This is a genomic window from Gemmiger formicilis, assembly GCF_018784445.1.
Classification (GTDB): Bacteria; Bacillota; Clostridia; order Oscillospirales; family Ruminococcaceae; genus Gemmiger.
Genome location: NZ_WQOH01000017.1, coordinates 77,891 through 104,134, shown reverse-complemented (window position 1 = coordinate 104,134; position 26,244 = coordinate 77,891). Strand labels below are relative to the sequence as shown.

Here is a 26,244-nt window from a genome sequence, read left to right as displayed (position 1 = left end):
CCAAAACAAAAGGTGCATTATGTCCAAAAAAGAGCCGTTTGGTATTTACATTCATATTCCCTACTGCAAGGCAAAATGCCGGTACTGCGATTTTTACTCGGCCCCAGGTGCACGCGGCGTGCCGCAGAGCTACGTGGACGCACTGCTGCGGGAGCTGGCGAGGAACACCCGCCGCCCCGATACTGTGTATTTCGGCGGCGGTACGCCCGGGCTGCTGTCGCCCGCACAGGTCGATGCTTTGATTCAGGCCGCTGCCCCCTTGCCCGGCGCAGAAATCACCTTGGAGGCGAATCCCGACATCGTAACGTCCGAGACGCTGCGCGGGTTCAGGGCAGCGGGCGTAACACGCATCAGCTTTGGTGTGCAGAGTGCCGACGATGCCCAGCTGCGCCGGTTAGGCCGCACCCACACGGCCGCCGGGGCTGCGCAGGCGCTGGCTTGGGCGCGGGAGGCCGGGTTTGACGAGATCTGCGGCGACATTATGCTGGCGCTGCCCGAGTACACGAACGCCGAGTTTGACCGCACGCTGGCGTTGCTGCGCGACGGCGGCTGCACGCATATCTCGGCCTATTTATTAAAGGTAGAACCGGGCACAGCCTTTTACCGCAGCCCGCCTGCAGGCCTGCCAGACGGCGATGCGGCGGCGGATTTTTACCTGTACGCCGTGCAGCAGTTGGAGGCTGCGGGCTACCGCCAATACGAAATCAGCAATTTTGCCCGCCCGGGCCACGAAGGGCGGCACAATTTGTTATATTGGAACTGCAACGACTACTGGGGCATCGGCCCGGCAGCCCACAGTTGCGTGGACAATGTGCGGCGGTTCTGGCCCGGGGATGTGCAGGGGTTTATTGACGGCACAATTCACGAGGAAATCGAGGGCGACTGCACAGTCGAGGATTATCTGCTGATGCAGCTACGGCTGGTCAGCGGACTGGATATCGCCGAGTACGAGCGGCGCGGCGGGCGGTTCACGGCGGCGCAGCGGGCGTTCATGCGGCAGTGCGTGGGCCACGAGTATGCAACGCTGGATGGCAATGTGTTCCGCCTGACCCCCGCCGGGATGGTGGTGCAGAACGCGATATTGGCGGAATTGATATGAAAAAGGAAAGCACGCCCACGCGATAGTTTTCGCGCGGGCGTGCTTTTTTATACTTCTTTTACCGGCCAGCCCAGCAGGTCGGCGGCGGTGCGGTCATGGGTGACCAAAATCGTGGGCCGCGCCCCTGCCAGCCGCTTTGTGGCGGCGACAGCATCGGCGACAAGCTCGGCGTCCATGCCGGTGAAGGGTTCATCCAGCAGTAGCGTGGCAGCATCCTTGCAGAGAAGCGCCCGCAACAGGGCGGCGCGGCGCTTCTGCCCACCGGAGAGCCGTGCAGTGGGCAAGGCCAGCTCGGCATCGGTAAAGCCCAAGCCGCGCAGCTCCCGCTCTGCCTCCTGCGGTGTCAGACCATGGCCTGTCAGCGTCAGGTTCACGGTGGCGGTCAGCTGCGGGCAGAGGCGATCCTCCTGAAAGACGGCGGCGGGCGTTTTCACGCCTGTGACCGTGCCGGAGTCAGCCGTTTCCAACCCCAGCAGAATGCGCAGCAGCGTCGTTTTACCACAACCGGACCGCCCCATCAGCACCATAGGGCGGTCAACCGTCCAGCTGAAATTCTGCAAAACCGGCGTGGCGCCAAACTTCTTGCAGAGATTTTCTATCACAATGCTCATGTGCGCACCTCCCCGCAAAGGCGGGCTTTCACCGTGCGCAGGCTCCAGGCCGCTACGGCGGACAGCACCGCCGACAGTAGCACGATAACCAGCGTCCAGGCAAACACATCCGGTGTGGACAGCGTGATTTTAGCGCGGTAGAGCGCGTCGCCAACGCTGTGATCCGGCAGACCGATGACCTCCGCCGAGACGCCACTCTTCCAGCACATGCCCATGGCGGCGATGCAGCTTTCGCAGAACGACGGGAAAACGCCCGGCAGCCAAATGTACCGCAGCCGTGCGGACAGCGGCAGACGGTAGACTTTCGCCATTTCCAGCAGCTTCGGGTCGGTGTCGGCGATGCCGCCCAGCACACCCGCGTAGACCACCGGCAGCACATGGGTAAAGCTAACAATGACCGAAAGGTTCGCGCTGCGCACCCAGAGCAGGGCCAGAATGACAAAACTGGCGACAGGCATGGCGCGGATCAGCTGCATGGCCGGGTCAATGAACACCCGCACCCAATGCCAGCGCGCCCCCACCGCACCAAGAAGCAGGCCCCCTGCTGCTGCCAGCAGGAAGCCCGCCACTATGCGCAGCGCACTGAATACGATGCGCTGCCAGAACGCAGCCGTGGGTGCCAGCTGCGCCAGCGCCCCCAGCGTTTGCAAAGGCGTAGCCAGAAACAGCCCGCCGTGCCCCAGCCCCATGGCGGCAAACTGCCAAATCAGAATCCACACGAGGATAGCAGCGGCTTTTTGCCACAGCGGAGTTTGCAGGGGTCGATGCTCGCATCCGCCCCTGCAAGAGGGGGGTAAATCAGATTTAGCCTGCATAGTAGAAGTCGTCGGCAGGCAGGGTGCCGCCCACACTGGCGGGGTCAGCGGCGTACAGAACGTTGAAGTACGTCTCGAGGTCGGTCTTCATCTCATCGCCGGTCTCAAAGACGATGTTGCACTGAGGCAGCGCCTTCTGGGCCAGAGCGGCCTTGGCAATGATGCCGTACTCCTCGCACAGGGCAGCGGTGCCTTCCAGGTCATTGTTTGCGGCCTCGACGCTGGCGGCATAGCCGTCCATGAAGGCAGCGAACGCCTCGGGGTCATTCTCGACGGCATCCTTGCGGACGACCAGAACGCCGGTGACGAGCTTGGAACCGGCCACCTTCTGCCATTCCTCGTTCATGTCCAGGGCAACGCGCAGGCCCTCGACCTGGGACAGAGCGCTGGTGACGAAGGGCTGGGGCAGCATGGCAATGGTCGCCTCACCGGCCTGGACTTTGCTCAGGGCCTCGGTGGCCTCGCTGCAATACTCGATGGTGACGTCGCTGTCGGGATCGATGCCGTTCTCGCTCAGGACATAGCGCAGGACGTACTCAGGCGTTGCTCCCTTGCCGGTGGTGACGATGGTCTGGCCTTTCAGGTCCTCGACCGAATTGACAGTCTCGCCGTTCTCGACGATGTAGAGCACGCCCAGCGTGTTGATGCAGGCGACTTCGACTGCACCGTTGGTCTTGTTATACAGGGTCGCAGCCAGGTTGGCGGGCACAGCGGCGGCGTCCAGCTCGCCCTTGACCAGCAGCGGGACGATCTCGTCAGCCGCACCGTACATCGTGAAATTGTAGTTCTCGGCAACCTCATCGGCCATCAGGTTGACCAAGCCCATCGTGGTGGGGCCTTTCAGACCGGCAATGCGCAGGGCAGCCTCGGCGGCATCGGTGTCGGCGGACTCGTCGGTGGCAGGCTCGGCCTCGACGGCGGATTCAGCGGCAGATTCCACGGTGGACTCGGCCACGGATTCCACAGCGGACTCGCTGACAGCGGCGGTAGCGCCGCAGCCAGCCAGAGATGCACAGAGAGTAAACGCCGTAACAGCGGCGAAAACACGTTTCAACTTCATAAAAATCTTATCCTCCTTGTTGCTTTTGCGGCCCTACTATACTATAATAAATGTGAATTGTCTGTTGCACTGGCAACAGGATACCCTTTTGTAACCACCCAAGGAGCCGTATGGACTACACACCCTACTACGAGACGATGCGCCGCACCCGCCTTTTGCGTGGGATGACCGACGCCGAGCTGGACACGCTGATGACCTGCTTTGCGCCCCGGGTGCGCCGCTATGCCAAGGGCGAGCTGCTGCTGATGGCCGGGTACGAGACGCGGGAAGTCGGCCTGGTGCTGGAAGGTTCCATCACCGCCAGCAAGCCGCTGGCCGACGGCAGCACGGTCGTTATCTCCCACATGGGGCCGGGAGGTGTGTTTGCCGATGTTTTGGCCGGTGGGCGCAGCCGCAGCCCGGTCAATGTAGCTGCCGCCGAACCGTGCCTGGCGCTCTACCTGCCCTGCGAGGCGCTGCTGCGCCCCTGCGCCGCGCTGCACAGCGCCCATTTGAAGCTGCTACAGAACTGGCTGGAAACCATCAGTGACAAATATTTTGCGCTGGACCGCCGTTTGGAGCTGATTTGCTGTAAGAGCCTGCGTGGGCGCATCTGTATGTGGTTGCTGGAACAACGGGAGCGCTGCGGCGCGGACACCTTTACCACCAGCATGAACCGCACCGAGCTGGCTGCCTTTTTGAACTGCGACCGCAGTGCGCTTTCCCGCGAGTTGAGCCGTATGCAGGAAGAAGGGCTGATCGAGCTGTTCCGGGGCAGCTTTAAACTGCCGGATCCCGAGCGGCTGCGGGCCGCCTGCCCATAAGTACCCATAAAATAAACACATCGAGGTTATTTGTATGAACAACCGCACTGAACCGATTTTGTACATCGTCATCCCCTGCTACAACGAGCAGGAGGTTTTACCCATCACTGCGCCGATGTTTTTGCAGAAAATTAACGATCTGGCCGCGGCGGGCAAGATCAGCCCGGACAGCCGTGTGCTGTTTGTGAACGACGGCTCAAAGGATCGCACCTGGGGAATCATCAACGAATTGGCCTCCAGTGACGAGCATTACGTCGGCATCTGCCAAAGCCGCAACCGCGGCCACCAGAACGCCGTGCTGGCGGGCTTGATGGAGGCAAAGAGCCGCTGCGACATCACCATTTCCATCGACTGCGACGGCCAGGACGACATCAACGCCATGGACGGCATGGTGGATGCCTACCGCGACGGTTGCGATATCGTCTACGGCGTGCGCAGCAAGCGGGATACCGACACGTTTTTCAAGCGTTTTACCGCCGAGAGTTTCTACAAAATCTTGAATGCTATGGGTGCGGAAGTTGTCTTTAACCACGCGGACTACCGCCTGATGAGCGCCCGCGCACTGGAAGAGTTTGCGAAATTCAAAGAGGTCAACCTGTTTCTGCGCGGCATGGTGCCGCTGGTGGGCTTTAAATCCACCTGCGTGACCTACGAACGCCACGAGCGCATTGCGGGCGAGAGCCACTATCCCCTGTCCAAAATGCTGGCGCTGGCTTTCGACGGCATCACGAGTTTGTCCATCAAGCCGATTCGCTTCATCACCGGCTTTGGCGTGTTTGTGGCGCTGGTCAGCTTCATCGGCGTGCTGTGGGCTGTCATTGAGGCCGCCATGGGCCTGACCGTTTCCGGCTGGGCATCGATGACGAGCATCATCTGCTTTGTGTCTGGCGTGCAGCTGATTTGCCTGGGCGTGATCGGTGAGTACATTGGCAAAATCTACCTGGAATCCAAGCACCGCCCGCGCTATATTATCAGCGAAACGACGCCGAATTTTGGTGAAGCCAAGGAGGATGCACAATGAGCCGCCAGGTATGGAAGGGGTCTACCCTGCTAAACCCGGAGCCGCCGGTGTTGGTCAGCTGCGGCAGCCCCGACAAGCCGAACCTTATCACCGTGGGCTGGACCGGCACCATCTGCACCCAGCCGCCGATGCTGTCCATCAGTGTGCGGCCCGAGCGGTACAGCCACCATTTAATTCAAGAAAGCGGCGAGTTCGTCGTGAACCTGCCCACCGAGAGCTTAGTCCGGGCCATCGACTGGTGCGGCGTCAAGAGCGGCCGCGACGTGGACAAGTTTGCCGCCATGCACCTGACCGCCGCCCCCGCCGCCAAGGTGGGCACGGTTTTGGTCGAGGAAAGCCCGGTGAATTTGGAGTGCAAGGTCACGCAGGTCATTTCTTTAGGCAGCCATGACTTGTTCTTGGCGGAGTGCGTCGCCGTAGATGTGGACGAGCGGCTGCTGGATGAAAGCGGGAAATTGTGCTTGAACAAGGCAAAGCTGATTGTGTACAGCCATGGAGATTACCTGGCGCTGGGGCGCAAACTGGGCAGCTTTGGGTATAGTGTCAGGAAGAAGAAAAAGGTGATCAAAAAATAATCGGGGCAAATTCCATATCCGCCTCTCGGCTAGAAGGCCGCCGCGCTGTAAAGGCAAGGCTGCGGGCCGCAGATGTGCGGCCCCTACAACTCTGCTAAAGCACAAATAAAAACACCGTTCACAGAGATTTTTCTCCGTGAACGGTGCTTCTTTTTTACAATATTCCCTTACTCTTGAGGATGCCGACCAGCACTACGATGACCAGGGCGGCTACGCAGACGCCGATGAAGATGTCTATGTATTTCAGCGGAACCTTGCGGAATTTCTCGTAGAAATTCTCAAAGGCATTCAACTGGCTGCGGTCAGGGCGGTCGGGTTTCTTTTCGGTCTCGGGAGTAGTCTTTTCTTCGCCCATAGGTTACTTCTTCGCCAGGTACTTGCGCAGGTCAAGGGCAACGGCGATGACGATGACAAGGCCCTGTGCAATGTAGGTGTAGGCGGGGTCGACGCCGAGGAACTGCAGGCAAATCTTCAGGACTTCAAAGACCAGAACACCGACCAGAACGCCGGAGACCTTGCCGACGCCGCCGTTGGTGGAAACGCCGCCGATGGTGCAGGCTGCGATAGCTTCCAGCTCATAGCCATTGCCGGTGTTGGTGGAAGCGCCGCCGGCCTTTGCGCCGACGAGGAAGCCACCGAGAGCATACATGCAGGAGGCCAGGATGTAGATGCGGATCAGGGACGCGGTGACGTTGACACCGGCAACCTGAGCGGCGTTCTCGTTGCCGCCGATGGCGTACATGTACTTGCCGTGACGGGTCTTATTGTACAGGAACCAGAAGAAGATGCCGACGATCAGCGCAAAGATGGCCAGAAACGGAATGGGGCCCAGCGTGCCGCTGGCAACGGTCAGGTAGCTCTGCTTGTAACCGCCCATGGGCTGGTTGTTCGTGATGACGGAGCACAGGCCGTAAACGATGGTCTGCATGCCCAGCGTAGCGATGAAAGGAGGAACCTTCAGGAATGCGATAATGCAGCCGTTGATGGCACCGAAGCAGGCCATGATCGCCATGACGATGAGCAGGGCCACGGGCCACGGAATATCGGGCAGCCAAGGCAGCATGCGGGCAGAGTAGTCAACGCTCTGCAGCAGCATGGCGGAGAAGCAGGCGGCCAGGCCGACCTGACGGCCGGCGGACAGGTCAGTGCCCTTGGTAATCAGGCATCCCGAAACGCCGCAGGCGATGATGAAACGCGGGGCGACGTTCAGCAGCAGGTTTTTGCCGTTTGTCTCGGTAAAGAAGTTCTGGGTCGTGCAGCCGACGAAGAGGGCCAGCAAAATGATCAGAATAATGATCGCGTTATTGGACAGGAATTTTTTAAAGTTGAATTTTTTCTCCATTTTCGGATTCCTCCTTATTCAAACTGGGTAGCCAGCGTCATGATGTTCTCCTGGTTCGCCTTATCACCGTCGATAAAGCCGGTGCAGCGGCCATCGCACATGACCATGATGCGGTCAGACATACCGATCAGCTCGCTCATTTCGGAGGAGATCATGATGATGCTCTTGCCCTGTTTGGCCATCTCGGCGATGATGCAGTAAATTTCATACTTTGCACCGACGTCGATACCGCGGGTCGGCTCGTCCATGATGAAAACATCGGGGTCGTTGGCCAGCCAGCGGGCGATCAGCACCTTCTGCTGGTTACCGCCGGACAGCGATTGAATCTGCGTTTTGGAGGACGGCGTCTTGATGGACAGCTTGGCGACATTATCCTGCACGAGCTTTTCGATTTTGTTGTCGTCCAGCATGATGCCGCCGATCAGATACTTGTTCAGCGATGCAATGGAGACGTTATCCGCAATGGAAAGCACACCCAGAATACCGGTCGCGCGGCGGTCCTCGGTCAGCATGGCGATGCCGTTTTTGATGGCGTCCTGCGGCTGGTTGATGGTCAGTTCCTTGCCCTTATAGGTGATGGTGCCCGACGTGTGGCAGCGCAGACCGAACAGACCTTCCATCAGCTCGGTGCGCTGGGCACCGACCAGACCCGCAACGCCGAGGATCTCGCCCTTGCGGACGTTGAAGTTGACGTGACGGAAGCTCTTGGGGTTGATGGATGTGAAGTCCTTGACCTCAAACACGACCTCACCGGGTGTATTCGAGCGCGGCGGGTAGAGGTTCGACAGCTCACGTCCGACCATCTTGGTGATGATCATATCGGTGGTCAGTTCCTTGGCCTCCCAGGTGCCGATGTACTGGCCGTCGCGCATGATCGTGACTTCGTCGCTGATGCGAAGAATTTCGTCCATCTTGTGGCTGATGTAGACGATGGAGACGCCCTTGGCGCGCAGCTCGTTCACGATGGTGAACAACGCCTCGACCTCGGCCGCCGTCAGCGAGGAGGTCGGCTCGTCGAGGATCAGCACCTTGCAGTCTGCGGAGACCGCCTTGGCGATCTCAACCAGCTGCATCTGGGAAACGCTCAAGGTTCCGAGCTTTGCGTGCGGATCATAATTCAGGTGGACTTCCTTTAAGACCTTGGCCGCATCCTCGTACATCTTGTCGTGGTCGATGACGGTGACGGGTCCGTATTTCTTGGTTGGGTAGCGCCCGACGTAGATATTCTCGCCGATGGAACGCTCCGGGATGGGCTGCAGCTCCTGGTGCACCATCGCAATGCCGCGGTTCAGTGCATCCAGAGGTCCCTTGATCTGGACCTCCTGTCCCTCATAAATGACCTTGCCTTCGTCCATGTGGTAGATACCAAACATGCACTTCATCAAGGTAGACTTGCCCGCGCCGTTCTCTCCCATCAGCGCATGGACGGTGCCGGGTTTCAATTTCAGCTGTGCGTGATTCAGTGCCTTGACGCCGGGGAACGTCTTGACGACATCACACATCTCCAAGCGGTACTCTGACAATTCGCTGGCCCCCTTTAATCTTTTGTAACCTTTTCACGAAAAAAGGGTGCGTGCGCCTGCGCACACGCACCTCGATTGTTCTGGTTTAAGCTGTGGCTTTTGTCAAATTACTGGAAGTCCTTGACGTTGTCAGGGGTAACCTTGACGTAGTCAACGTAGACGCTCTGGCTGCCAGCCTCGAAGGTCTTGCCGCCCAGCAGCTCCTCCATGGAAGCAACAGCCTGCGTAGCCTGACCCTTAGCGTCGTTCAGAACGGTACCGGTCATGTTGCCGTTGGCAACTTCGTTCTTGGCAGCGTCCAAAGCGTCAACACCGACGAGGTAGATGTCCTTGTTAACGGTGCGGCCGGCAGCCTGAATAGCCTGCAGAGCGCCGATAGCCATGTCATCGTTGTTGCAGAAGACGACTTCAATCTGATCGCCGTACTTGGCAAGGTCGTTCTGGCAGATTTCCTGGCCCTTGTTACGGTCCCAGTCACCGCGCTGCAGGTCGAGCTGCTCGACCTCAACGCCGGCATCGGTCAGAGCCTTGACGGAGTACTCGGTACGCAGCTGAGCATCGATATTCTCGGGGTCGCCCTGAATCATGATGTAGGAAACCTTGCCGTCGCCGTTGATGTCACCCTTGTTCTCAGTGTCGAGGATCAGCTCGCCCTGGAAGGTGCCGGACTGAGCAGCGTCGCAGCCAACATAGACCAGCTTGTCGTAAGCGGACATCTGATCGGCGGTGGGCTCACGGTTGATCAGGACGGTGGGAACATCGGCACCCTTGACGGTGGAGATGATCTGGTCGGCAGCGGAGGTCATAACGGGGTTGATGATCAGTGCGTCAACGCCCTGGGTGATGAAGGTGTTGATCTGCTCGTTCTGCTTGGCCTGGTCATTATTGCCGTCGACGATGGTGACCTCGTAGCCCTTGCCCTCGAGGATCTCCTGCAGAGCATTACGGTAGGTGGTCATGAAGGCATCGTCGAACTTGTAGATGCAGACGCCGACCTTACCGCCCTGAGTGGCCTCGGTAACGCTCTCAGCTGCGCTCTCGGCAGCAGAGGTAGCGGCGGACTCAGTAGAGGCAGCCTCGCTGGAAGCGGGGGTGGTGGAAGCGGAGCCGCCGCAAGCGGCGAGGGATACGGCCATGCAGCCCGCGAGGGCCAGAGCAGTGAGTTTCTTCATGATAAGTTTCTCCTTCTTTTTAAGCAGTGGATTTTTTCCGGGTCGCTTGTAGAGGGGCGAACCCTGTTGACAGTTATTATAATACTCGGGGTGTGGGGAAAAAACAAGGTGAAATTTCACCGACGAAAAGGGGAATTTTCCACCGTTTAGGACAGTTCGCCCAGTTGAATCGGTTCCATTTTGTGCAGTTTGCGCAGCAAAAGTGACAAAATGGTTATAGGCGTTTGATTTTTGTAAGAATTTTTAGGGGTAAAAAAGAAAATCCTCCCTCGTTTACAAGGGAGGTAAGCCCGAAGGGCCGGAGGGAGTTGCGTAAGGCAGACGGTCATTTATGGGAAAGCTGCGGGCCGCACATGTGCGACCCCTACAGCACGGCTGCGTTTTAATGCGGCAACCATATGGAAAACGGCCCGGGAGGGATACCTATTTCACCCAAACGGGAACAATGCCTTTTGCTTATCCATGGCGAACATATTGTCCCGGGTGATGATGTGGGTGGTGGTGACGGTGGATTCTTCCACGCTGCTCCCCTGCCCGGCCAGCAGCTCGTAGGCGCTCTCGACGCCGAAATAGCCCATGCCGTAGGTATTCTGCACGATCAGCGCGTCCACCACGCCGGTCTGTAAGGCGTCGATGGTCTCGATGTTCGAGTCGAACGCCACCAGCCAAAGATCATCTGCCCGCTGCATCTGCTGCACGGCGCGGGCTGCGCCCACGGAGGTGGCCTCGTTGAAGGCAACCAGCACGTTGATTTCGGGGTGCTCACGCAGCATGGACAAAGCCTCGCTGCGGGCGCTGACGGCGTTGGAGTGGGTTGGCATGGCGGCGACGACCTCTGCCCGGCCACTGTCCGCAAAAGCGTCGCGTGCGCCCTGCTCGCGGTCGCGGCCATTGGCACCGTTGACCTCGTAGTTGATAAGGCCGACGTAGAGCTGGCCATCCATGCCGTCCAGGGCGCTCCGGGCGGCCATCTGGCCCGCGCCGTAGTTGTCCGCGCCGATGTAGGCCGCCACATGGGCGGAGTCCACCGCCGAGTCAATGCCGATGATGGTCACACCCGCCGCGGCCGCGGCATCGATGGCGGCAGCGTTCTTTTCATAGTCGATGGCGGAAAAGACAATGGCCTGTGCACCGTCCTCGACGGCCTTCTCGATCATGCGATCCTGTTCCTCGTAGTCTTCCTCACTGTTGGGGGCCGCGATGGTCAGCTGCATATTGTACTCGGTGGCGGCAGCCTCCGCGCCGGTAAAGACATCGTTCCAGAACTCCGAATCCTTGGATTTTGCCACTAACGCCACCTGGTAGCGGGTCGCGTTGCTGTCCGTGGCCTGCATGGCACAGCCCGCCAGCGCCGCCGCCAAGGCCAGCGGCAGCAGACGTTTAACGCAGTTTGTCATAGTCTCCCTCCCTGTCCTCCGGCACGCGCGGAGTGCGGATGGTTACGGTCGTGCCCTCGTAGGGGGCACTGACGATGGAGATGCCGTAAGCCGCGCCGAAGTAGATGCGCAGCCGGTCGTTGACGTTCTTGACACCGATGCCGGTGCGGTCGCTGGGTTCGTTCTGCAAAAGTGCCGCCACCTGCTCCGGCTCCATGCCGATGCCGTCGTCCGCCACAATAAGCAGAATATCGTCACCGTCGGGCTTGACCGTGATCTCAATATGGCCGGAATCGACCATCAAATCCAGGCCGTGGACAATGGCGTTTTCGATGATGGGCTGCAGGGTGATTTTGTTGCACAGACAGTGCAGGCAGCTCTCGTCCACCGTGAAATGGTAGGTAAACTGGTTCTTATAGCGGTATTTTTGGATTTGCAGGTAGGCTTCGGCGTGCTGCAGTTCTTTTTCAATCGGGATCAGTTCGTGCCCGCGGCTGATGCTGATGCGGAAGAGCCGCGCCAGCGCGTGGACCATCTGGACGGCGTCGGCATTTTTGCTGCGTTCGCACATCCAGGCGATGGAATCGAGCGTGTTGTAGAGAAAATGCGGGTTGATCTGAGCCTGCAGCGCCTTGAGTTCGGTCTTGCGCAGCACAACTTCCTCCTCGCGCACGGTGGTCATCAGCCGCTGGATACGGCCCACCATATGCCCGAAGGAATCCGAGAGGTTCTGCACCTCCCGCGTGCCGCGCACCGACTGGAACGCAAAGTGATCGGCGTCCTGCTCAAACTGCTCCATGGCGTTTTCCAGCTGCTGCAAGGGGCGGGACAGCGAGCGGGACAACACCCAGCCCACGATGAGCGCCGCAAACAGGATCAATACGGCGGTAGCCACAGCGATGCGGGCCATCTGCCAGAAGCTCTCGTTGACGGTCTCGTCGATGTAGCTGACACCGACGACGCGCCACGGGCTGCCCGGCACGCGCTGGACGCTGTAAATGACGGTATCCTCGACATAGGTGCCGTCGCCAAGGCAGGCCAGACGGCCCGCTTCCTCCTTTTTCAGGCCCGCGTACAAAAGCTGCTGCTGCGGGTGGTAGACCATGTTGCCGCGTTCGTCCATCAGGTAGCAGTAGCCGTGCTGGCCAATGCCGACGTTGCTGATGGTGGCAGCCAGCTCCTTGAAGCTCAAATCCACCGAGAGCCAGCACCGCGCAGTGTCACCTTCCGGCACGATACGGATGACCGACACGACCCAGGGGTAGTAACCTTCAAAAATCGACTCGACGTGGGGCGTGCTGATGTAGCCGTGGCCCAGGCGGCGGGCGGTGGTCAAATCAAAGGAAAGGTTCCGCAAAATCGCATCCTTGGGTTTGCGGCCCTCCTGCGCCCAGCAGTCCAGCAACTGGCCGTCTGCATCGTAGGCGGTGATGGCTGCGACCTCGGGCCGGGCGGTGAGGAACGCGTTCAAAAAGGCGTCGCGGCGGGCGGTGTCGTCGTCCAGCCGCTCCATGACGATAGAGACGGCGCTGTCCATTGTGCTCACATAGTTGCCCACGGTCCCCACGACCTGGCTGACGGCCTGGGCACTGTTCGTGCGGGCGGCCTCGACCACGGCGCTGCGGTAGCTGCGCAGAAACAGCGTCGTGCAGAGCGTCAGCACCGCCACCGCCACGGCGGAAATCAGCGCGGCGGCCAGGGGCGCAGTGCGGGGCGGGCGCTTCATGCGTGGGCCTCCCCCGCTGCGCGGGCGCGGCGCAGGGCCACCGGCGACGTACCGCTGTACTTTTTAAAGCAATAGCTGAAGTAGTGCTGGTCTGTATAGCCGCAGCGGCGGGCGATTTCCTGTATCTGCAAATCAGTGGTAAGCAAAAGCTGCTGCGCGGTCTCCATGCGGCGGCGCACCAGAATGTTGATGAAGGTTTCCCCTTCCGACTTCTTGATGCAGGCGCTCAAATGGTTGGGGCTGACATCCAGCATAGCCGAGAGGGACGCCAGAGACAGATCCTCGTCCATGTAATGCTGCCCGATGATTTCCAGCGCACGCTCACACAGGCTGCCGGTCTTGCGGGCATCTGCCGTGAAGCTGACGCCGCCCTCGCCCTCGGCGGCGGCGCGCAGGGCTTCGATGGCCTGCTTGTAGGCGTCATTCAAGCTGGCAAATTGGGTAGCTTCGCGGCTGATGCCCACATTGGCCGTGCGGCCCAGGGCGCGGTCCGCCAGCTGGCAAATCTCGTCGGCGAGAATATGCAGATATTCCTCAAAGTCCGAAGGGTTGCCCAGCAGCACCGCCACAACGCGGCCGCAGCAATAAAACACGAAATGCCGTAAGTATTTGTTGGCGCTCTGCTCCACCAGCTGGGTAAAGCCCGCCTCATAGTCGGTGGGGCCATCCAGCACAGCGGCCAGCACGACCAGAGCGCTGCGGTCGTCGGTACCGCGCAAAAGGCCGAGCTCCGCAGCCATATTGCGCAGGCGATCCTCCAAATCGTCTGGGGCGCTATCATAGTGCTCCAACACGAGCGGGATCAGGAATGCGGCGCGGTCAGCGTGGGCGGTGTCGGCGCGGCGCAGTCCTGCATAGCGGGCGTCGATTTTCTCGTGGATGGATTTCAGCTCTGCCGCCAGGCCGTCCATCGTCAGCGGCTTGAGCATATAGCTGATGATGTTGTACTGGATGGCCTGCTTCGCGTATTCGAAATCGTCAAATCCGCTCAAAAATGCAATGTGCATGGCGGGGCGAATCTCGCGCACCTGGCGGGCCAGCTCAATGCCCGAGATAAACGGCATACGGATATCGGTCAGCAGCAGGTCAGGTTCCAGCCGCTCGACGAGTTCCAGCGCGTCCAGGCCGTTGCTGGCGCTGCCGACGAGGTGGAAGCCGAGGGCTTCCCAGGGGATCATGGTACAGACGGCCTCGCGCAGTTCGTCCTCATCGTCGGCCACGATGACGGTGTAGATGTTTTTGTCAGCCATACTCTTTTCCTTTTTACATCCAGATTTTTACAGCCAGAATTGAACCAGGCGGCTCACGTTTTCATACAGGGCGGGGTTTTGGCCCATCAGCTGGGGCTCCGCCGCAAAATAGACGCAGAAGTTATAGCACGCCCCCGCCAGCGCGGCCAGCGGCAGTGCCAGGCGCAGGGTCTTGACCAGCGGCGCAATGGGGCAGGCTTGCAGGGTGTTTTCGGCCAGCAGCCAGGCCAGTGCCGCCGCCAGCAGCAGCGGGCCGAGCCAATCGCTCTGGTAGCGGTAGAGCATCCCGGCCATCTGGCAGTCCACGACGGCCAGCGCCACGGTGCAAATCAGTGTGAGCCGCACGGCGGCGCGCAGGTCGCGGCGAGCGTCCAGACGGCGGCGGGCCAGCGGCAGCGCGGCCAGCCCCCACAGCAGCGGCAGGCAGGTGAATGCGCCGCCGTAGTACAGCTCTGTGATGGTCAGACCCATGTAGTTCGTCTGCATTTTGGTGGCCGTGATATAGGGGAACACGGTCTGCACGCCGGGGATGCCCGCTAAGAAGGTCACGACCGCCGGGGCGATGCGCCCCACCGCAAAGCCGCGGCGGGTCATATCATTGCTGGTCAGGTTGTAGTTGGCACCAAAGTCAAAGGGCGAGCCGAACCGTGCGGCGTTGTACCACATAAGGCCCACGGCCACCAGCACGACCGGCAGCAGGAATGCAGCGCACTCCCCCGCCCCGGCGCGGCTGCGCAGCCGCTTTTGGGTGATATAGCGCGGCCGGAAAATCGGCAGGGCCAGCACGGCAAAAAGCACCATCTGCGGGCGGCAGCCGGCCACCAGCGCCATGCACAGGCTGCCGAAGGCCAGGTGGAACAGGATGGTCTTGCGCTTTGTTTCGGGCGCGTTGGCGGCGCAAAGCCACTGCCACAGCGCCAGCAGAACAAACGCAGCACCGCTTAAAATGGCGTATTCATAGACCGAGGGGCGGTGCAGCAGATAGTAGATTTGGCTGCCCGAGGCTGCGCCCGCCGCTGTCAGCAGGCAGGCGGCGGCACTGGCGTTCGGGAACCAGCGGCGCACGGCCTGCCTGATGAAACCGAACACCGCAAAAATGTACAGCCAGGCGAGGAAAATCATCGGCAAACTAGGCGGCAGATCCCGGATGCCGGTCAGTGCCTCAAAGGGCAGCTGGAACAAAAGGCACGGTATAACGCCAAAATAGACGTAGTAGCGGCCATTGTAGTAGGCCACATCCCACAGGGCATCCGGCGCGGCGTCCTGCCGGGCGGCGGTGTCGTAGGGGTTGGCAAGGTCAGCCATAGCCGCAGGCGGGTCTTTTTCCAAATCGAGCCTCCCCTGCAAAAAGCTGTGAGCCAGTGCGCCGTACTGGGCGGCCGTGTTGGACGCCCAGTCGTTGATGTGCATGGTGAAGTCGATGCGGCTCGTACCCGACCAGTCGGGCGTGTTGTAAAAGCTCGTGGCGATGCCCGCGTTGAAGCGGTCGCCGAAGGGGGCCAGGAACGCCGCCGCGCAGAGGGCCAGCTCGACAGCCAGCACCGCCGGGCGGTATTTGCGCTCATGGGCGGCGTAGGCGTCGCGCCAGAGGACGCTTGCCGGGCGCAGGGCAAAGCCCGCCAGCAGCAGCGCCAGTACAACCGCGAAACGCAGGACAGAGAAATCCAGCGGGCGGCGGGCGTTGGCGTAAACGGTGTTCAGCTGGGCGTTCAGCGGGTAGCTGCGGTACTCGCCGTTAAAGCCCGAGGCCGTCAGCGTCAGGCTGTCTGCCTTGCCGGAGAGATCCAGGCTGCGGGCCCAGCTGCGGGCCGACGCCGCGGCCACCGGCCAGTTCCAACTCTGGCGGGAGACTGTGGCGGCTTCATCGGTAGCGGAAACGTTCAGGTTCAGCCGCACGTTTTTCTGCTCCGGCGTATCGCCGTCGGCCAGTGAGACAAGGCCGTCCAGCTGCAAATTATAAATCGGGAAATCCAAGCCGATGAATTGCAGTGTTGTGTTCTCGTCGTTCAGTACGATCGGCGCGGTGGGGTCGGCGTCGGCGGTCAGGTAGGGCCGCAGGTCGATGGGCGTGTAGCCGTGGGTGGCAAGCCAGTTGAGGTTGCCGACGAAAAGTTCCAGCCCCAGTGCTGCTGCCGCCAGCAGGCCGACCGCCGCCGGGGTGCGCAGTTTGGTGGGCAGCATCTGCCGCAGGCGGAAGCCTGTGATCACCCCGCAGGCGAGCAGCTGCATGGCAAGCAGCGCCGCCAGGTGGAAGCCGTCAAAGTCGACGGTCAGCCCGGGCTTGGACCAGACACAGGCCGCCCACAGCCAGACCAGCACTGCGGCCCCCACCCCGGCGTACAGGTCGGCGCAGGTGGTGCGGCGGTGAAGGACGTGGGCAGGCAGTAAAGTGAAAAAGGCCGCGAGGGCGAGGGAAAGAAGAAGTGTTAGAAGCAGCATAGGTTTGAAACCATCCTGGATTTTTGTATCGTTATTACATTATACCCCATTCCGCAGGGCGTTGTACAGTATTTCCGCTTTGGCGTGGCTGATGCCTTTGACTTCCTCCAAATCGGAAATACTGGCCGCTTTGACCGCCGAGACAGTTTTAAAATGTGCCAGCAGCGCGGCGCTCGTCTTTTCGCCCACACCGGGAATGGCCGTGAGCGTGGCGGCGTAGGACTTTTTCTTCATGGTGCGTTTGCGGTAGTCGTTGGCATAGCGGTGCGTCTCGTCCTGGATGTTCGTGACAAAGGTAAAAATGTTGCGGTGGCGGTTGATGGCGATTTCGCCGCCCTCGTCGTCCACGATGGCGCGGGTGCGGTGGTGGTCGTCCTTAACCATGCCGAAGGTCGGTACATGCTCCAGCGCCGTGCCGCGCAAAGCCTGCTTGACCGCGCCCACTTGGCCCCGGCCGCCGTCGATGAGCAGCAGGTCGGGCAATGTTGCGAACTGGTTCTGCGGACCGTCCGGCTTTTCGCCGCGGCGGGCCATCTCGTACTCTGCCGCGCGGCGGGAGAGCGTCTCCGCCAGCGAGGCGTAGTCGTCCGTGCCCGCAACGGTTTTCATTTTAAAGCGGCGGTAGCCCGCGCGGTGGGGCCTGCCGTCCCGGAACACCACCATGCCGCAGACGCTCGACCCGTCGCCCCAGTTGGAAATATCGTAGCTCTCGATGACACGGGGCGGCTTTTTTAAGCCCAGCACCTGGGCGGCTTCTTCCAGCAGCTTCTCCTCGCGGGTATAGCGGCCGCTCTCGCGGCCCAGGCGCTCTACGGCGTTGGTGTAGGCCATCGTCACGAGCTTGGCTACATCACCGCGCTGGGGCACGTAGAGTTCCACTTTTGTGCCGCGGGCCTGGTTCAGCGCTTCACTCAGCGCGTCGGCGTCGGGCGGCAAGGCATCCACCGCGATCGTCTTGGGGATGGCCCCGCCGTCCAGGTAATACTGTGGTAAAAATTCTTCCCGCACGGCGTTGATATCGGTCGTGTCGCGGAAGAGAAATTCCCGCTTGTCGGTCAGGCGGCCGTCACGGTAGCGCAGCACGGCGGCGCAGACTGCGTGTGTCGTGCCCGCCAGCGCGATGACATCCATTTCGGTGTCATTTTCCATGACCACCTTCTGCCCTGCCGCCACGCGGTCAATAGCCATAATCTGGTCGCGCAGCAGCGCCGCCGTCTCAAAGTCAAGGCGTTCGGACGCAGCTTCCATCTTCTCCCGCAGCTGCTTGACGATATCCTTTTTGCCGTAGCGGATCATCCGCAGTGCGCCCTGCACGGCGTCGTTGTAGGCTTCGCAGGTAATTTTTCCGCTGCACACGGCCATGCACTTGCCGATGTGGGCGTTGAGGCAGGGTCGCCCCTTGCGGAAATCCTGCGGGAAGTTTTTGTTGCAGCGCGGCAGCAGAAAGCAGTCCTGCGCGGTCTCGACCATCTCCCGCACGGCAAAGGACGAGGTGAAGGGACCGATGTAGTCGGCGTCGTCATCGTCCTTTTGCAGCGCGGCGGAGATGCGCGGCCACGCGCCCCGCGTGACCTTGACATAGCTGTACCCCTTGTCGTCCTTGAGCAGGATGTTGTATTTCGGCGTGTGGGCCTTGATCTGGCTTGCTTCCAGCACCAGTGCCTCAAACTCGCTTTGACACACGATCACGTCAAACGTGAAGGCGTGGGCAATCATCTGGCTGACCTTGGCGTCGTGGGGCACACCCTCACGGAAATACTGCGACACGCGGGTCTTGAGCCGCTTGGCCTTGCCGATATAGATGATGGTGTCCGTTTTGTCCCGGATGATGTAGACACCGGGCAAAAGCGGCAGCATACAGGCTTTTTTGTAGAGTTCAGCTTTTGTCATAGGGAGCCTTTCGTATACAAAAAAAGCGGCGGGTCGCCCCACCGCTGATTGTTCCGGAATAGATTACTCGGCAAAGCCAGAGCTGACCAGCTTGACCAGACCGTCTACTGCAGCCTGCTCATCGGCACCATCAGCAATGATGCGGATGGTGGTGCCGCCAACGATGCCCAGGCTCAGGACGCCGAGCAGAGACTTCGCGTTGACGCGGCGCTCCTCTTTCTCGACCCAAATGGAGGACTTATACTCGTTGGCCTTCTGGATGAAGAAGGTAGCCGGACGTGCGTGCAGACCAACCTGATTCTCAACGGTAACTTCTTTAACGTACATAGTTATTCTCTCCTACTTTTGAAAATAATATGCCCTTGCGTATCTACCGTGGGCGACTTCCAGGCGGTCTATTGCGTGTGTTAATACGCCGCCTTGATTGTCTCTATTTTATCCTATTTCGTCGATTTTGTACAGTAGAATTTTGCAAATTTGGCAGGATTCTGTAATTCTGCCAAATCTGCGCCCGCGCGTTTGTGCAACTTTACCAGTTTATTTTCAACAACGTTGTGGATTGGCGACAAAAACAACGGTCAGCCCTGGTAGCGCATCTGCCATTCTTCGCAGTATTTTTCCGTAAACGCGTCGTTTTCCGGGTCGTACACATTCAGCACGGTGCCGGTCAGCCGCCAACCCATGCGCTTGTACAGCGCAATGGCGCGGGTGTTGGTGGACAAAACGCCGAAAGTCGGGTGCGGGTGCTCCGCCAGCTTCTTGCGGGCAAAATCCAGCATCTTGGCACCGTATCCCTTGCCCCGGGCACTCTCGGTCACAAACAAGTGCCCCAACTCACCGGTCTTATGGCAGACGCCGACCATGCCGTCGGCGGCATCCTTGGTGTAGTGCAGATAGAACGCCCAGCCGTTCCTTTTTTTGTCTGCCAGCTCGGGCAGCCAGAATTCCGGCGTCATTTTTGCAAGATATTCCTCGCTGCAGACCTGCGCACAAACTGTGCGGCTGCCCTCAGCCATGAGGGCAGCGCAGAGGGCCAGCTGTTCGTCATTTTTCACAAGGCGCATATTTTCGCCGCGCTTCCATTTGGGAAGCTCCGCCAGCGGGTGGCTCTCGCACCAGGCGTCGTACAGGTCGGGGCGGCGTTCGCGGGTGCGCTCCCGGCTCTGGGCACCGCGCCATTCGTCGATTTTTTTGTGGTCGCCGGTCAGCAGCACCGGCGGCACAGCGCGGCCTTCCCACATTTCGGGGCGGGTAAACTGCGGGTATTCGAGCAACCCATCCCAGTAGCTCTCGTCCTGGTAGCCCTTTTCCTCTGCCAGAACGCCGGGCTGCAGGCGCAGCACGCTGTCGGCCACGACAAGGCTTGCCAGCTCACCGCCGGTAAGCACGTAGTCGCCGATGGAGATTTCCTCATCGCCGAAGGCGTCAATGACGCGCTGGTCTATGCCCTCATAGTGGCCGCAGACGAGGGTCACCGCGTCATAGCTTGCCAGCTCGCGAGCCTTTTCCTCGTTATAGGGACGGCCTGCGGCGGTCAGGAACACGACGTGGGGCTTTTGCCGCCCCTGCCCGGCGCACTGGGCCTGCACAGCCCGCAGGCAGTCGGCGATGGGCTGGGCGTAGAGCACCATGCCGCAGCCGCCGCCGTAGGGATAGTCGTCGGTCTGCTTCTGTTTGTTTTTCGTGTAATCGCGGATCTGGTGGCAGTGAGCCTCGAACAGATTCTTGGCCCGGGCGCGGCCCAGGATGCTGGCCGAAAGGAAGCTGTCGCACAGTTCCGGGAACAGTGTTACAATATCAATGCGCATCGGCTCAGTCCTCGTCGCCGTTGACGGCATCGGTGAACATACCCTCGATGGGCGTCACGAAAATTTTACGCGAGTCAATGTCTATTTTTTTGACGAACTCCGGCACTGCGGGCAGCATATGCTCCTCGCCTGCCCCATCGGTCACAGTATAGATATCCTGGGCGGCGGGGCGGTCCACATTCGTCAGCTGGCCGTAGACGCGGTCAGTGTCGGCATCCACAACGTCACAGCCCAGCAGGTCATCAATGAAATAGCGGCCCCGGGGCAGTTTGGCATCGGCCTTGGCAAGGTAGTAGGTGCGGCCCACCTGGGCGCGGGCGCCGTCCATATCGGTGACGCCGTCCAGCCGCAGCAGGATGACGTTGCCCTGGGCACGCACGCCCAGCACGCGGGTCTCCCCTGCGCCGTCAGCGCTGGTGAACAGGCGCTTGAACTTTGCCAGGAACGCCGCGCCGTCGCACAGCGGCAGGGCTTTCATTTCGCCGCGCACGCCATGGGTGGAGACGATTTTGCAGGCGGGAAGATAGTTTTGCATAGGGTTCCTCCTGATACAGAAAAAGCACTTTACCCTGCGGCAAAGTGCTTTGGTTCGGGTCTTAGTCGATCTCGACGATGACTTTTTCGCCCTGACGGACGGCAGCGGCACGCATGACAACGCGAATCGCCTTGGCGATGCGGCCCTGCTTGCCGATGACGCGGCCCATATCGGCCTCGGCCACCTTGAGGTGGTAGACAACAGTGCCATCCTCGCGCATGGGATCAACAGTCACCTGCACGGCCTCCTTGTCCTCGACAAGGCCGCGGGCAACGGCTAATAAGAGTTCCTGCATTGTGGCGTTCCCTCCCTAAAAAGCGAACAAATTACAGAACGGCGGCCTTCTTCAGGATCTCGCGGACGGTGTCGGTGGGCTGAGCACCGTTGTCCAGCCACTGCTTGGCCTTCTCAGCGTCGATCTTGACGACAGAAGGCTCCTTGGTCGGATCGTAGTAGCCGATTTCCTCGATGAAACGGCCATCACGGGCGAAGCGGCTGTCAGCAACAACAACGCGGTAGAAAGGAGCCTTCTTGGCGCCCATGCGGCGCAGACGAATCTTAACCATAGTAATATTCCTCCAAAAATTGTTTACGGCCCTTGCGGGGCATCTTTAATATATTGTACATCCCGTGGGCCGTAAAGCCGAGCGGGTCATACCTGAAATTATTTGCGGCCAAAGCCTTTGAAGCCGCCCATGCCGCCCATGTTACCCAGGCTGCGCATGAAGCCCTTGGGGTTGCGCTTGACCTTTTTCATCATCTTCTGCATCATTTCAAACTGACGCAGCAGCTTGTTCACGTCCTCCACCGAGGTGCCGGAACCTGCTGCAATGCGGCGCTTGCGCTTGGGGTTGATGATGTCTGGTTTAGCGCGTTCCGCCGGGGTCATTGAGTAGATGATGGCCTCGATGCGGGGCAGTGCCTTTTCATCGAGGGAGTCGGGATCGATCTGATTGCCGCCGGGCATCATGGCCAACAGCGCCGACGCACCGCCCATCTTTTTCACCTGCTGGAACTGGGTCAGCAGGTCGTTCATGTCGAACTTGTTCTCCATCAGGCGCTTGGCAGCGGCCTCGGCTTCCTTGTCATTCTGGACACTCTGGGCTTTCTCAATCAGGGAAAGCACATCTCCCATGCCAAGGATGCGGTTTGCCATGCGTGCCGGGTAGAACGGCTCAAGATCCTCGAGCTTTTCGCCGGTACCCTGGAAATAGATGGGCATACCGGTCACGGCCAGCACCGAAAGCGCCGCGCCGCCGCGGGTGTCGCCGTCGGTCTTGGTCAGAATCACACCACTGATGCCGACCTTCTCATTGAAGGTCTTTGCCACGTTGACGGCTTCCTGACCGGCCATGGCGTCCACGACCAGCAAAGTTTCATCGACCTCGACCGCCTGCTTAATGCGCACCAGCTCATCCATGAGCTGGTCATCGATCTGCAGACGGCCTGCGGTATCGAGAATGACAATATCATTGCCGTGATCCTTCGCATAAGACATTGCCTTCTGCGCGATGATCTCGGGCTTCTCGGTGCCGAGGGTGAACACCGGCACACCGGCCTGCTCGCCCACCACCTTCAACTGCTCAATGGCAGCGGGGCGGTAGATATCGCAGGCGACCAACAGCGGGCGGCGGCCCTGGCTGCGATAATATTTGCCGAGCTTTGCGGCGTGGGTGGTCTTGCCGTTGCCCTGCAGGCCGCACATCATCAGCACGGTCTGGCCCTTGTTTTTCAGGCGCAGGTACTTCGGCTCATTGCCGCCCATGAGGTTGGTCAGTTCCTCGTTGACGATCTTGACGACCTGCTGGGCGGGGGTCAGGCTCTCCATGACCTCCTGACCCATGGCACGCTCGGAAACCTGGGCGCAGAAGTCTTTCGCCACCTTGTAGTTGACGTCGGCTTCCAGCAGTGCCATCCGGACTTCCCGCATGGCGGCCTTGATATCGGCCTCGTTCAGCTTACCCTTGCCGCGCAGTTTTTTGAAAACGCCATTCAAGCGCTCTGTTAAAGACTCAAAGGCCATCGGCATCCTCCTGCGTGTCCAAGCGTTGTAAGATCGTAAGCATTTCCTGCGTATCGTGGTTGATGCGCGGATCCGGCGTGAAGGAGCCGGAGTTGCAGCAGCGGATTTCTGTCACGAGCACCCGCAGACGATCCAAATCGGCCCGCATCTGGGTGTGGCGGCGCGCATTGCCGAGCTTTTGCTCCAGCTCGTCCAGCGCTGCCTCGCCATGCTTGATGGCGTCCCGCACGCCCTGCCGCGTGATGCCGAGGTTTTCGGCGATTTCGGCTAAGGACAGATCCTCGTCGTAGTATTCCGTCAGGATGACGCGCTGTTTGTCCGTCAAGACCGGGCCGTAGAAGTCCAGCAGGACGGAGTAGGCAAGGTTTTTCTGCGGCTTGCCGGCCATGCCCGCGCCCCCTTTGCTGCTTGTGAAAGCTGTGTAAAGTAATTTTCTTTACATCAGCCTATGAATTATAACAGAACAGATGCCGGAAGTCAAGTCTGTGGAGCGATTTTTTGAAGAAATACGGCAGATTTTTTAGCAGCGCTGTGATGGCAAACGGAGAATGCCCCTCCGACTTTGCTGCGCTCGTCACCTCCCCGCAAAGCGAGGAGGCTTTCTCGCGGGCTTTGCCCGCGCAAAAGGTGCCCCACGAAGTGGGGAGCTAGCCGAGCCTGCGAGGCCTGAGGGGCTTTTCCCTTCCGACATAATATTTTTCTCTCCATCCATAGCAAACCACCCTGAACTATGCTATAATAAAAATGTTGTCGTTTTTTGAAAGTGAGGTGTCCCCTATGCCCATCGTGAACAGCTATTATCAGGAAGTCTACCGTTCCCCCGTGGTGCGGCTGGACGGCTATTCCGGCCGCCATGGGCTGGAAGCGGGCATCCTCGCCTATCTCGATTTCGGCGGGGCAACCGGCACCTCGAAGGACGGCCTGGCCGAGACGATGCTCGCCTTTGCCACCGAGCGCGGCACTTTGCAGCCCGGTATGCCGGTAGTGGAGGCCAGCTCCGGCAGCTTCGGCGCGGCGCTGGCGGTCAGCTGCGCTACGACCGGCCACCCCTGCATCCTCGTCGTGCCCAGCAACCTGCCCATTGCGCGGCGTAAGCATTTACAGGATTTAGGCGCACGCATCATTGCGTGCAGCAGCGGCGGCCGCCGGGCCATGGACCGCATTGCCGCCGACACTGCCAAGCGGTACGGCGGGTACTACACCCACTATTTTTCCAACGACGACAACCCTGAATATCACCGACGCGTGACCGGGCCGCAGATTTTGAAACACGCAGGCGACGCCATTGACGCCATCGTCATCGGCGTAGGCAGCGGCGGCACCATCACCGGCGTGGCCGAGTACATCAAGGCATGGAACAGCATGGTGCGCATCGTCGCGGTGGAGCCTGCCGAGTGTGCCGCCATCTCCGGTGGGTTCATCGGGCAGCACGGCATTGCGGGCATCGGCCCGGGCTTTGTGCCGGAAAACTACAACCCTTACGTCGTGGATACCGTGCTGACTGTGACCACCGCCGACGCCGAGCGCGCCGCGCGGGAGGTGCTGTTCTTTGACGGTGTCCCCGCCTGCACCAGCGCCGGGGCCACCCTGGCCGCCGCCGTGCAGCTGATGGGCATGGGCAAGGCCAAGCGCCCCTTGTGCGTGTTCGCCGGGCGGCGTACCTACGAATAATTTTGTAATATTTGTAAAATTTACACAAGCGCCCTGCACTGTATTTCCCGGTGCGGGGCGCTTGTGCTATACTAAAGAAAAAAGAAAAAAAGGCGGTGAATGTCGTGAAAAAAGTTTTGTTTCCCCTGTTATCCGCTTTGCTGCTGGCAGGCTGTGCCGCCGGGACAGATGTACCAACCGTGCACCCCACCGCCGCGCCCGAAACGCCCGACACGGCACAGTCCTCGGAAACTGCGGAAACCGCCGGGGCCGCGGCAGCGCCCCAGGGTCTTATCCCGACCGATGCGCCCGTGCTGGACTACGACGACATCCGGCTCATTGCCTATGCGCGGGAGTTCCAGACCTATCCTGATACCGACTACTATACCATGTGCAGGGACGGCAAATGGGGCCTGATGCGCAGCGATGGCACCGAGGTTCTTCCCTGCCGCGCACCGTACCCGCTGTTTGAATGCGGCTGGAACGCCCATCACTGGCATGGTTACACAGACGGCATGACCTGGGAGGAAATCGAGCCGCTGCAAGAGCAGTTGAATGCCCAGCTGAAGGAGACCGGCGACGGCGTGCTCTGCGACGCCCACGACGGCGGCGGCTATCGGATGTTTGTCTATTTGCAGGATGCCAGCGTGTACGTCTACGCGGGCAGCATCGGTCCCGGCGAGTTCGCCGCCCCCACCGACGAGGCCCTATGCCTGTACAGCGGCCGCGCCGACGGCATCGTACCCACGGTCAGCGGCACGACCACCCACGAGAGCGACGATTGGTACAATTTTGTCAGCGACGGGGTCTATGTGTATCGGGACAGGAACGGCACAGCGGCTAAAAGCTGCACATACAGCGCGGCTGATTTCTTCTTTGACGCACCGCTGGCCTCTGCCCAACGGGATGGCCGCTGGGTATATCTCGACACAACGGGCCGCGAGGCGACAGGCTTATGCTATGATGCCGTGTACGATTTTGACATTTACTCCGACACACCGCTGACCGCCGCCCGCGCCGCACCGCTGTTGAACGGCTATGCGGTCGTGTGCCGGGATGGTCAGTTTGGCCTGTTGGATGGCAGCGGGGCTGAGTTTGTCCCCTGCACCTATGACGGTCTTGTGTGGGACGGCAGCACAGCCTGGGTCAAACAGAACGACGGCTGGCACGAGTACACAATTCCCGGTGTGGCAAAGCCCGACCCGCTGGATACGCTGTCCGGGGATATCGTCGCCCCGGATACGCGGCCCACGCGGACGGATACCGTGTATTTTCGGGCGGACGCCGATAGCAGCAACCGTTTGAATCTGCGCACCGGGCCAGGGACGGAATATGATATCATCGACCGGATATCTTCCAGCACGCTGCGGGTGTATGGGTACGCCAGCGCCGTCCCCGGCTGGGCACTGGTGCGGTATGATCCGCTGTATGGGATGCCCCATTTCGGCTGGGTGAACACGTCGTATTTGCTGCCTGCGGAATAGAAAAATGCCCCCTGAGCGCGATGCGTTCAGGGGGCTGCTTCT

General features: G+C 60.2%; 25 protein-coding genes. 6 read left to right on the top strand and 19 right to left on the bottom strand.

The genetic code is table 11. The annotated features are described in order from the left end of the window. Positions 1-19: 19 nt before the first annotated feature. Entirely contained in the window at positions 20-1,099 is a 1,080-nt protein-coding gene (gene hemW, locus GPK89_RS07675) for a radical SAM family heme chaperone HemW (protein WP_215692292.1), read from the top strand. A gap of 47 nt (positions 1,100-1,146) precedes the next feature. Here the strand turns inward: hemW and GPK89_RS07670 are convergent, their stop codons facing one another. From GPK89_RS07670 to GPK89_RS07660, 3 genes are all read right to left on the bottom strand, one after another. Next, positions 1,147-1,710, bottom strand: a complete 564-nt coding sequence (locus tag GPK89_RS07670; protein ID WP_215692291.1) for an ATP-binding cassette domain-containing protein — start codon at positions 1,708-1,710, stop codon at positions 1,147-1,149. Further along, positions 1,707-2,429 carry an ABC transporter permease gene (locus tag GPK89_RS07665; RefSeq protein WP_302370384.1) on the bottom strand — a complete coding sequence of 241 codons (723 nt, stop codon included), beginning with the start codon at positions 2,427-2,429 and terminating at the stop codon, positions 1,707-1,709. The genes GPK89_RS07670 and GPK89_RS07665 overlap by 4 nt, the downstream gene beginning before the upstream one ends. An 85-nt stretch (positions 2,430-2,514) precedes the next feature. Continuing rightward, positions 2,515-3,585 carry an ABC transporter substrate-binding protein gene (locus GPK89_RS07660; protein ID WP_215692289.1) on the bottom strand — a complete coding sequence of 357 codons (1,071 nt, stop codon included), beginning with the start codon at positions 3,583-3,585 and terminating at the stop codon, positions 2,515-2,517. A gap of 110 nt (positions 3,586-3,695) precedes the next feature. Here GPK89_RS07660 and GPK89_RS07655 point away from each other — a divergent pair, with 110 nt between their 5' ends. The 3 genes from GPK89_RS07655 to GPK89_RS07645 are packed head-to-tail and all read left to right on the top strand — an operon-like array spanning position 3,696 to position 5,984. Beyond that, positions 3,696-4,388: a Crp/Fnr family transcriptional regulator gene (locus GPK89_RS07655; protein ID WP_215692288.1), complete on the top strand. Its 693-nt coding sequence runs from the start codon at positions 3,696-3,698 to the stop codon at positions 4,386-4,388. 34 nt (positions 4,389-4,422) lie between these two features. Beyond that, entirely contained in the window at positions 4,423-5,409 is a 987-nt protein-coding gene (locus GPK89_RS07650; RefSeq protein WP_215692287.1) for a glycosyltransferase family 2 protein, read from the top strand. Beyond that, a complete protein-coding gene (locus GPK89_RS07645; RefSeq protein WP_215692286.1) occupies positions 5,406-5,984 on the top strand; it encodes a flavin reductase family protein in 579 nt (192 codons plus the stop codon). The genes GPK89_RS07650 and GPK89_RS07645 overlap by 4 nt, the downstream gene beginning before the upstream one ends. A gap of 154 nt (positions 5,985-6,138) precedes the next feature. On the opposite strand, the gene GPK89_RS07640 is transcribed toward GPK89_RS07645, so the two are convergent. The 16 genes from GPK89_RS07640 to GPK89_RS07565 form a co-directional block, all read right to left on the bottom strand. Next, complete coding sequence (locus GPK89_RS07640) at positions 6,139-6,339, bottom strand: hypothetical protein (RefSeq protein ID WP_215692285.1); 201 nt, start codon at positions 6,337-6,339, stop codon at positions 6,139-6,141. A 3-nt stretch (positions 6,340-6,342) separates the two neighbouring features. Further along, positions 6,343-7,326 (bottom strand): ABC transporter permease subunit, encoded by a 984-nt coding sequence (locus GPK89_RS07635; RefSeq protein ID WP_215692284.1) that lies wholly within the window; start codon positions 7,324-7,326, stop codon positions 6,343-6,345. Between the two features lie 14 nt (positions 7,327-7,340). Further along, entirely contained in the window at positions 7,341-8,849 is a 1,509-nt protein-coding gene (locus GPK89_RS07630; protein ID WP_078784057.1) for a sugar ABC transporter ATP-binding protein, read from the bottom strand. 107 nt (positions 8,850-8,956) lie between these two features. Further along, the gene (locus GPK89_RS07625; protein WP_215692283.1) at positions 8,957-10,021 is read right to left on the bottom strand and encodes a galactose ABC transporter substrate-binding protein; all 1,065 of its coding nucleotides are present in this window, start codon (positions 10,019-10,021) and stop codon (positions 8,957-8,959) included. Positions 10,022-10,449: 428 nt separating this feature from the next. Then, positions 10,450-11,418, bottom strand: coding sequence for a substrate-binding domain-containing protein (locus GPK89_RS07620; protein ID WP_215692282.1), 969 nt, complete (start codon positions 11,416-11,418; stop codon positions 10,450-10,452). After that, on the bottom strand, positions 11,402-13,123 hold the full coding sequence (locus tag GPK89_RS07615; protein WP_215692281.1) for a cache domain-containing sensor histidine kinase: 1,722 nt from the start codon (positions 13,121-13,123) through the stop codon (positions 11,402-11,404). Before GPK89_RS07615 ends, GPK89_RS07620 begins: the two co-directional genes overlap by 17 nt. After that, positions 13,120-14,373 (bottom strand): response regulator, encoded by a 1,254-nt coding sequence (locus GPK89_RS07610; protein ID WP_215692280.1) that lies wholly within the window; start codon positions 14,371-14,373, stop codon positions 13,120-13,122. Before GPK89_RS07610 ends, GPK89_RS07615 begins: the two co-directional genes overlap by 4 nt. A 27-nt stretch (positions 14,374-14,400) precedes the next feature. After that, a complete protein-coding gene (locus tag GPK89_RS07605; protein WP_215692279.1) occupies positions 14,401-16,812 on the bottom strand; it encodes a hypothetical protein in 2,412 nt (803 codons plus the stop codon). A 39-nt stretch (positions 16,813-16,851) separates the two neighbouring features. Continuing rightward, on the bottom strand, positions 16,852-18,702 hold the full coding sequence (gene uvrC / locus GPK89_RS07600) for an excinuclease ABC subunit UvrC (protein WP_215692278.1): 1,851 nt from the start codon (positions 18,700-18,702) through the stop codon (positions 16,852-16,854). Between the two features lie 63 nt (positions 18,703-18,765). Beyond that, on the bottom strand, positions 18,766-19,029 hold the full coding sequence (locus GPK89_RS07595) for an HPr family phosphocarrier protein (protein WP_007046747.1): 264 nt from the start codon (positions 19,027-19,029) through the stop codon (positions 18,766-18,768). A gap of 251 nt (positions 19,030-19,280) precedes the next feature. After that, positions 19,281-20,510: a tRNA (guanosine(37)-N1)-methyltransferase TrmD gene (gene trmD / locus GPK89_RS07590; RefSeq protein WP_215692277.1), complete on the bottom strand. Its 1,230-nt coding sequence runs from the start codon at positions 20,508-20,510 to the stop codon at positions 19,281-19,283. A 4-nt stretch (positions 20,511-20,514) separates the two neighbouring features. Next, entirely contained in the window at positions 20,515-21,045 is a 531-nt protein-coding gene (gene rimM, locus GPK89_RS07585) for a ribosome maturation factor RimM (protein WP_215692276.1), read from the bottom strand. Between the two features lie 61 nt (positions 21,046-21,106). Continuing rightward, positions 21,107-21,340 (bottom strand): KH domain-containing protein, encoded by a 234-nt coding sequence (locus GPK89_RS07580; RefSeq protein WP_147610860.1) that lies wholly within the window; start codon positions 21,338-21,340, stop codon positions 21,107-21,109. 31 nt (positions 21,341-21,371) lie between these two features. Further along, entirely contained in the window at positions 21,372-21,611 is a 240-nt protein-coding gene (rpsP, locus tag GPK89_RS07575; RefSeq protein ID WP_078784047.1) for a 30S ribosomal protein S16, read from the bottom strand. Between the two features lie 98 nt (positions 21,612-21,709). Further along, positions 21,710-23,068 (bottom strand): signal recognition particle protein, encoded by a 1,359-nt coding sequence (ffh, locus tag GPK89_RS07570; RefSeq protein WP_215692275.1) that lies wholly within the window; start codon positions 23,066-23,068, stop codon positions 21,710-21,712. Continuing rightward, complete coding sequence (locus GPK89_RS07565; protein WP_215692274.1) at positions 23,058-23,456, bottom strand: sigma factor-like helix-turn-helix DNA-binding protein; 399 nt, start codon at positions 23,454-23,456, stop codon at positions 23,058-23,060. The genes ffh and GPK89_RS07565 overlap by 11 nt, the downstream gene beginning before the upstream one ends. Before the next feature lie 389 nt (positions 23,457-23,845). Here GPK89_RS07565 and GPK89_RS07560 point away from each other — a divergent pair, with 389 nt between their 5' ends. After that, entirely contained in the window at positions 23,846-24,739 is an 894-nt protein-coding gene (locus GPK89_RS07560; protein WP_252261553.1) for a PLP-dependent cysteine synthase family protein, read from the top strand. A gap of 104 nt (positions 24,740-24,843) precedes the next feature. Beyond that, complete coding sequence (locus GPK89_RS07555) at positions 24,844-26,202, top strand: WG repeat-containing protein (RefSeq protein WP_215692273.1); 1,359 nt, start codon at positions 24,844-24,846, stop codon at positions 26,200-26,202. The last annotated feature ends 42 nt before the right edge of the window (positions 26,203-26,244 follow it).

Bases quoted from the DNA above. Each gene is read 5' to 3' on its own strand.
- ffh (WP_215692275.1), bottom strand. From the start codon at position 23,068: ATGGCCTTTGAGTCTTTAACAGAGCGCTTGAATGGCGTTTTCAAAAAA.
- GPK89_RS07645 (WP_215692286.1), top strand. From the start codon at position 5,406: ATGAGCCGCCAGGTATGGAAGGGGTCTACCCTGCTAAACCCGGAGCCG.
- GPK89_RS07605 (WP_215692279.1), bottom strand. From the start codon at position 16,812: ATGCTGCTTCTAACACTTCTTCTTTCCCTCGCCCTCGCGGCCTTTTTC.
- GPK89_RS07560 (WP_252261553.1), top strand. From the start codon at position 23,846: ATGCCCATCGTGAACAGCTATTATCAGGAAGTCTACCGTTCCCCCGTG.
- GPK89_RS07615 (WP_215692281.1), bottom strand. From the start codon at position 13,123: ATGAAGCGCCCGCCCCGCACTGCGCCCCTGGCCGCCGCGCTGATTTCC.
- rimM (WP_215692276.1), bottom strand. From the start codon at position 21,045: ATGCAAAACTATCTTCCCGCCTGCAAAATCGTCTCCACCCATGGCGTG.
- GPK89_RS07595 (WP_007046747.1), bottom strand. From the start codon at position 19,029: ATGTACGTTAAAGAAGTTACCGTTGAGAATCAGGTTGGTCTGCACGCA.
- GPK89_RS07610 (WP_215692280.1), bottom strand. From the start codon at position 14,373: ATGGCTGACAAAAACATCTACACCGTCATCGTGGCCGACGATGAGGAC.
- GPK89_RS07640 (WP_215692285.1), bottom strand. From the start codon at position 6,339: ATGGGCGAAGAAAAGACTACTCCCGAGACCGAAAAGAAACCCGACCGC.
- GPK89_RS07650 (WP_215692287.1), top strand. From the start codon at position 4,423: ATGAACAACCGCACTGAACCGATTTTGTACATCGTCATCCCCTGCTAC.
- rpsP (WP_078784047.1), bottom strand. From the start codon at position 21,611: ATGGTTAAGATTCGTCTGCGCCGCATGGGCGCCAAGAAGGCTCCTTTC.
- hemW (WP_215692292.1), top strand. From the start codon at position 20: ATGTCCAAAAAAGAGCCGTTTGGTATTTACATTCATATTCCCTACTGC.
- GPK89_RS07625 (WP_215692283.1), bottom strand. From the start codon at position 10,021: ATGAAGAAACTCACTGCTCTGGCCCTCGCGGGCTGCATGGCCGTATCC.
- uvrC (WP_215692278.1), bottom strand. From the start codon at position 18,702: ATGACAAAAGCTGAACTCTACAAAAAAGCCTGTATGCTGCCGCTTTTG.
- GPK89_RS07670 (WP_215692291.1), bottom strand. From the start codon at position 1,710: ATGAGCATTGTGATAGAAAATCTCTGCAAGAAGTTTGGCGCCACGCCG.
- GPK89_RS07565 (WP_215692274.1), bottom strand. From the start codon at position 23,456: ATGGCCGGCAAGCCGCAGAAAAACCTTGCCTACTCCGTCCTGCTGGAC.
- trmD (WP_215692277.1), bottom strand. From the start codon at position 20,510: ATGCGCATTGATATTGTAACACTGTTCCCGGAACTGTGCGACAGCTTC.
- GPK89_RS07655 (WP_215692288.1), top strand. From the start codon at position 3,696: ATGGACTACACACCCTACTACGAGACGATGCGCCGCACCCGCCTTTTG.
- GPK89_RS07635 (WP_215692284.1), bottom strand. From the start codon at position 7,326: ATGGAGAAAAAATTCAACTTTAAAAAATTCCTGTCCAATAACGCGATC.
- GPK89_RS07620 (WP_215692282.1), bottom strand. From the start codon at position 11,418: ATGACAAACTGCGTTAAACGTCTGCTGCCGCTGGCCTTGGCGGCGGCG.
- GPK89_RS07580 (WP_147610860.1), bottom strand. From the start codon at position 21,340: ATGCAGGAACTCTTATTAGCCGTTGCCCGCGGCCTTGTCGAGGACAAG.
- GPK89_RS07660 (WP_215692289.1), bottom strand. From the start codon at position 3,585: ATGAAGTTGAAACGTGTTTTCGCCGCTGTTACGGCGTTTACTCTCTGT.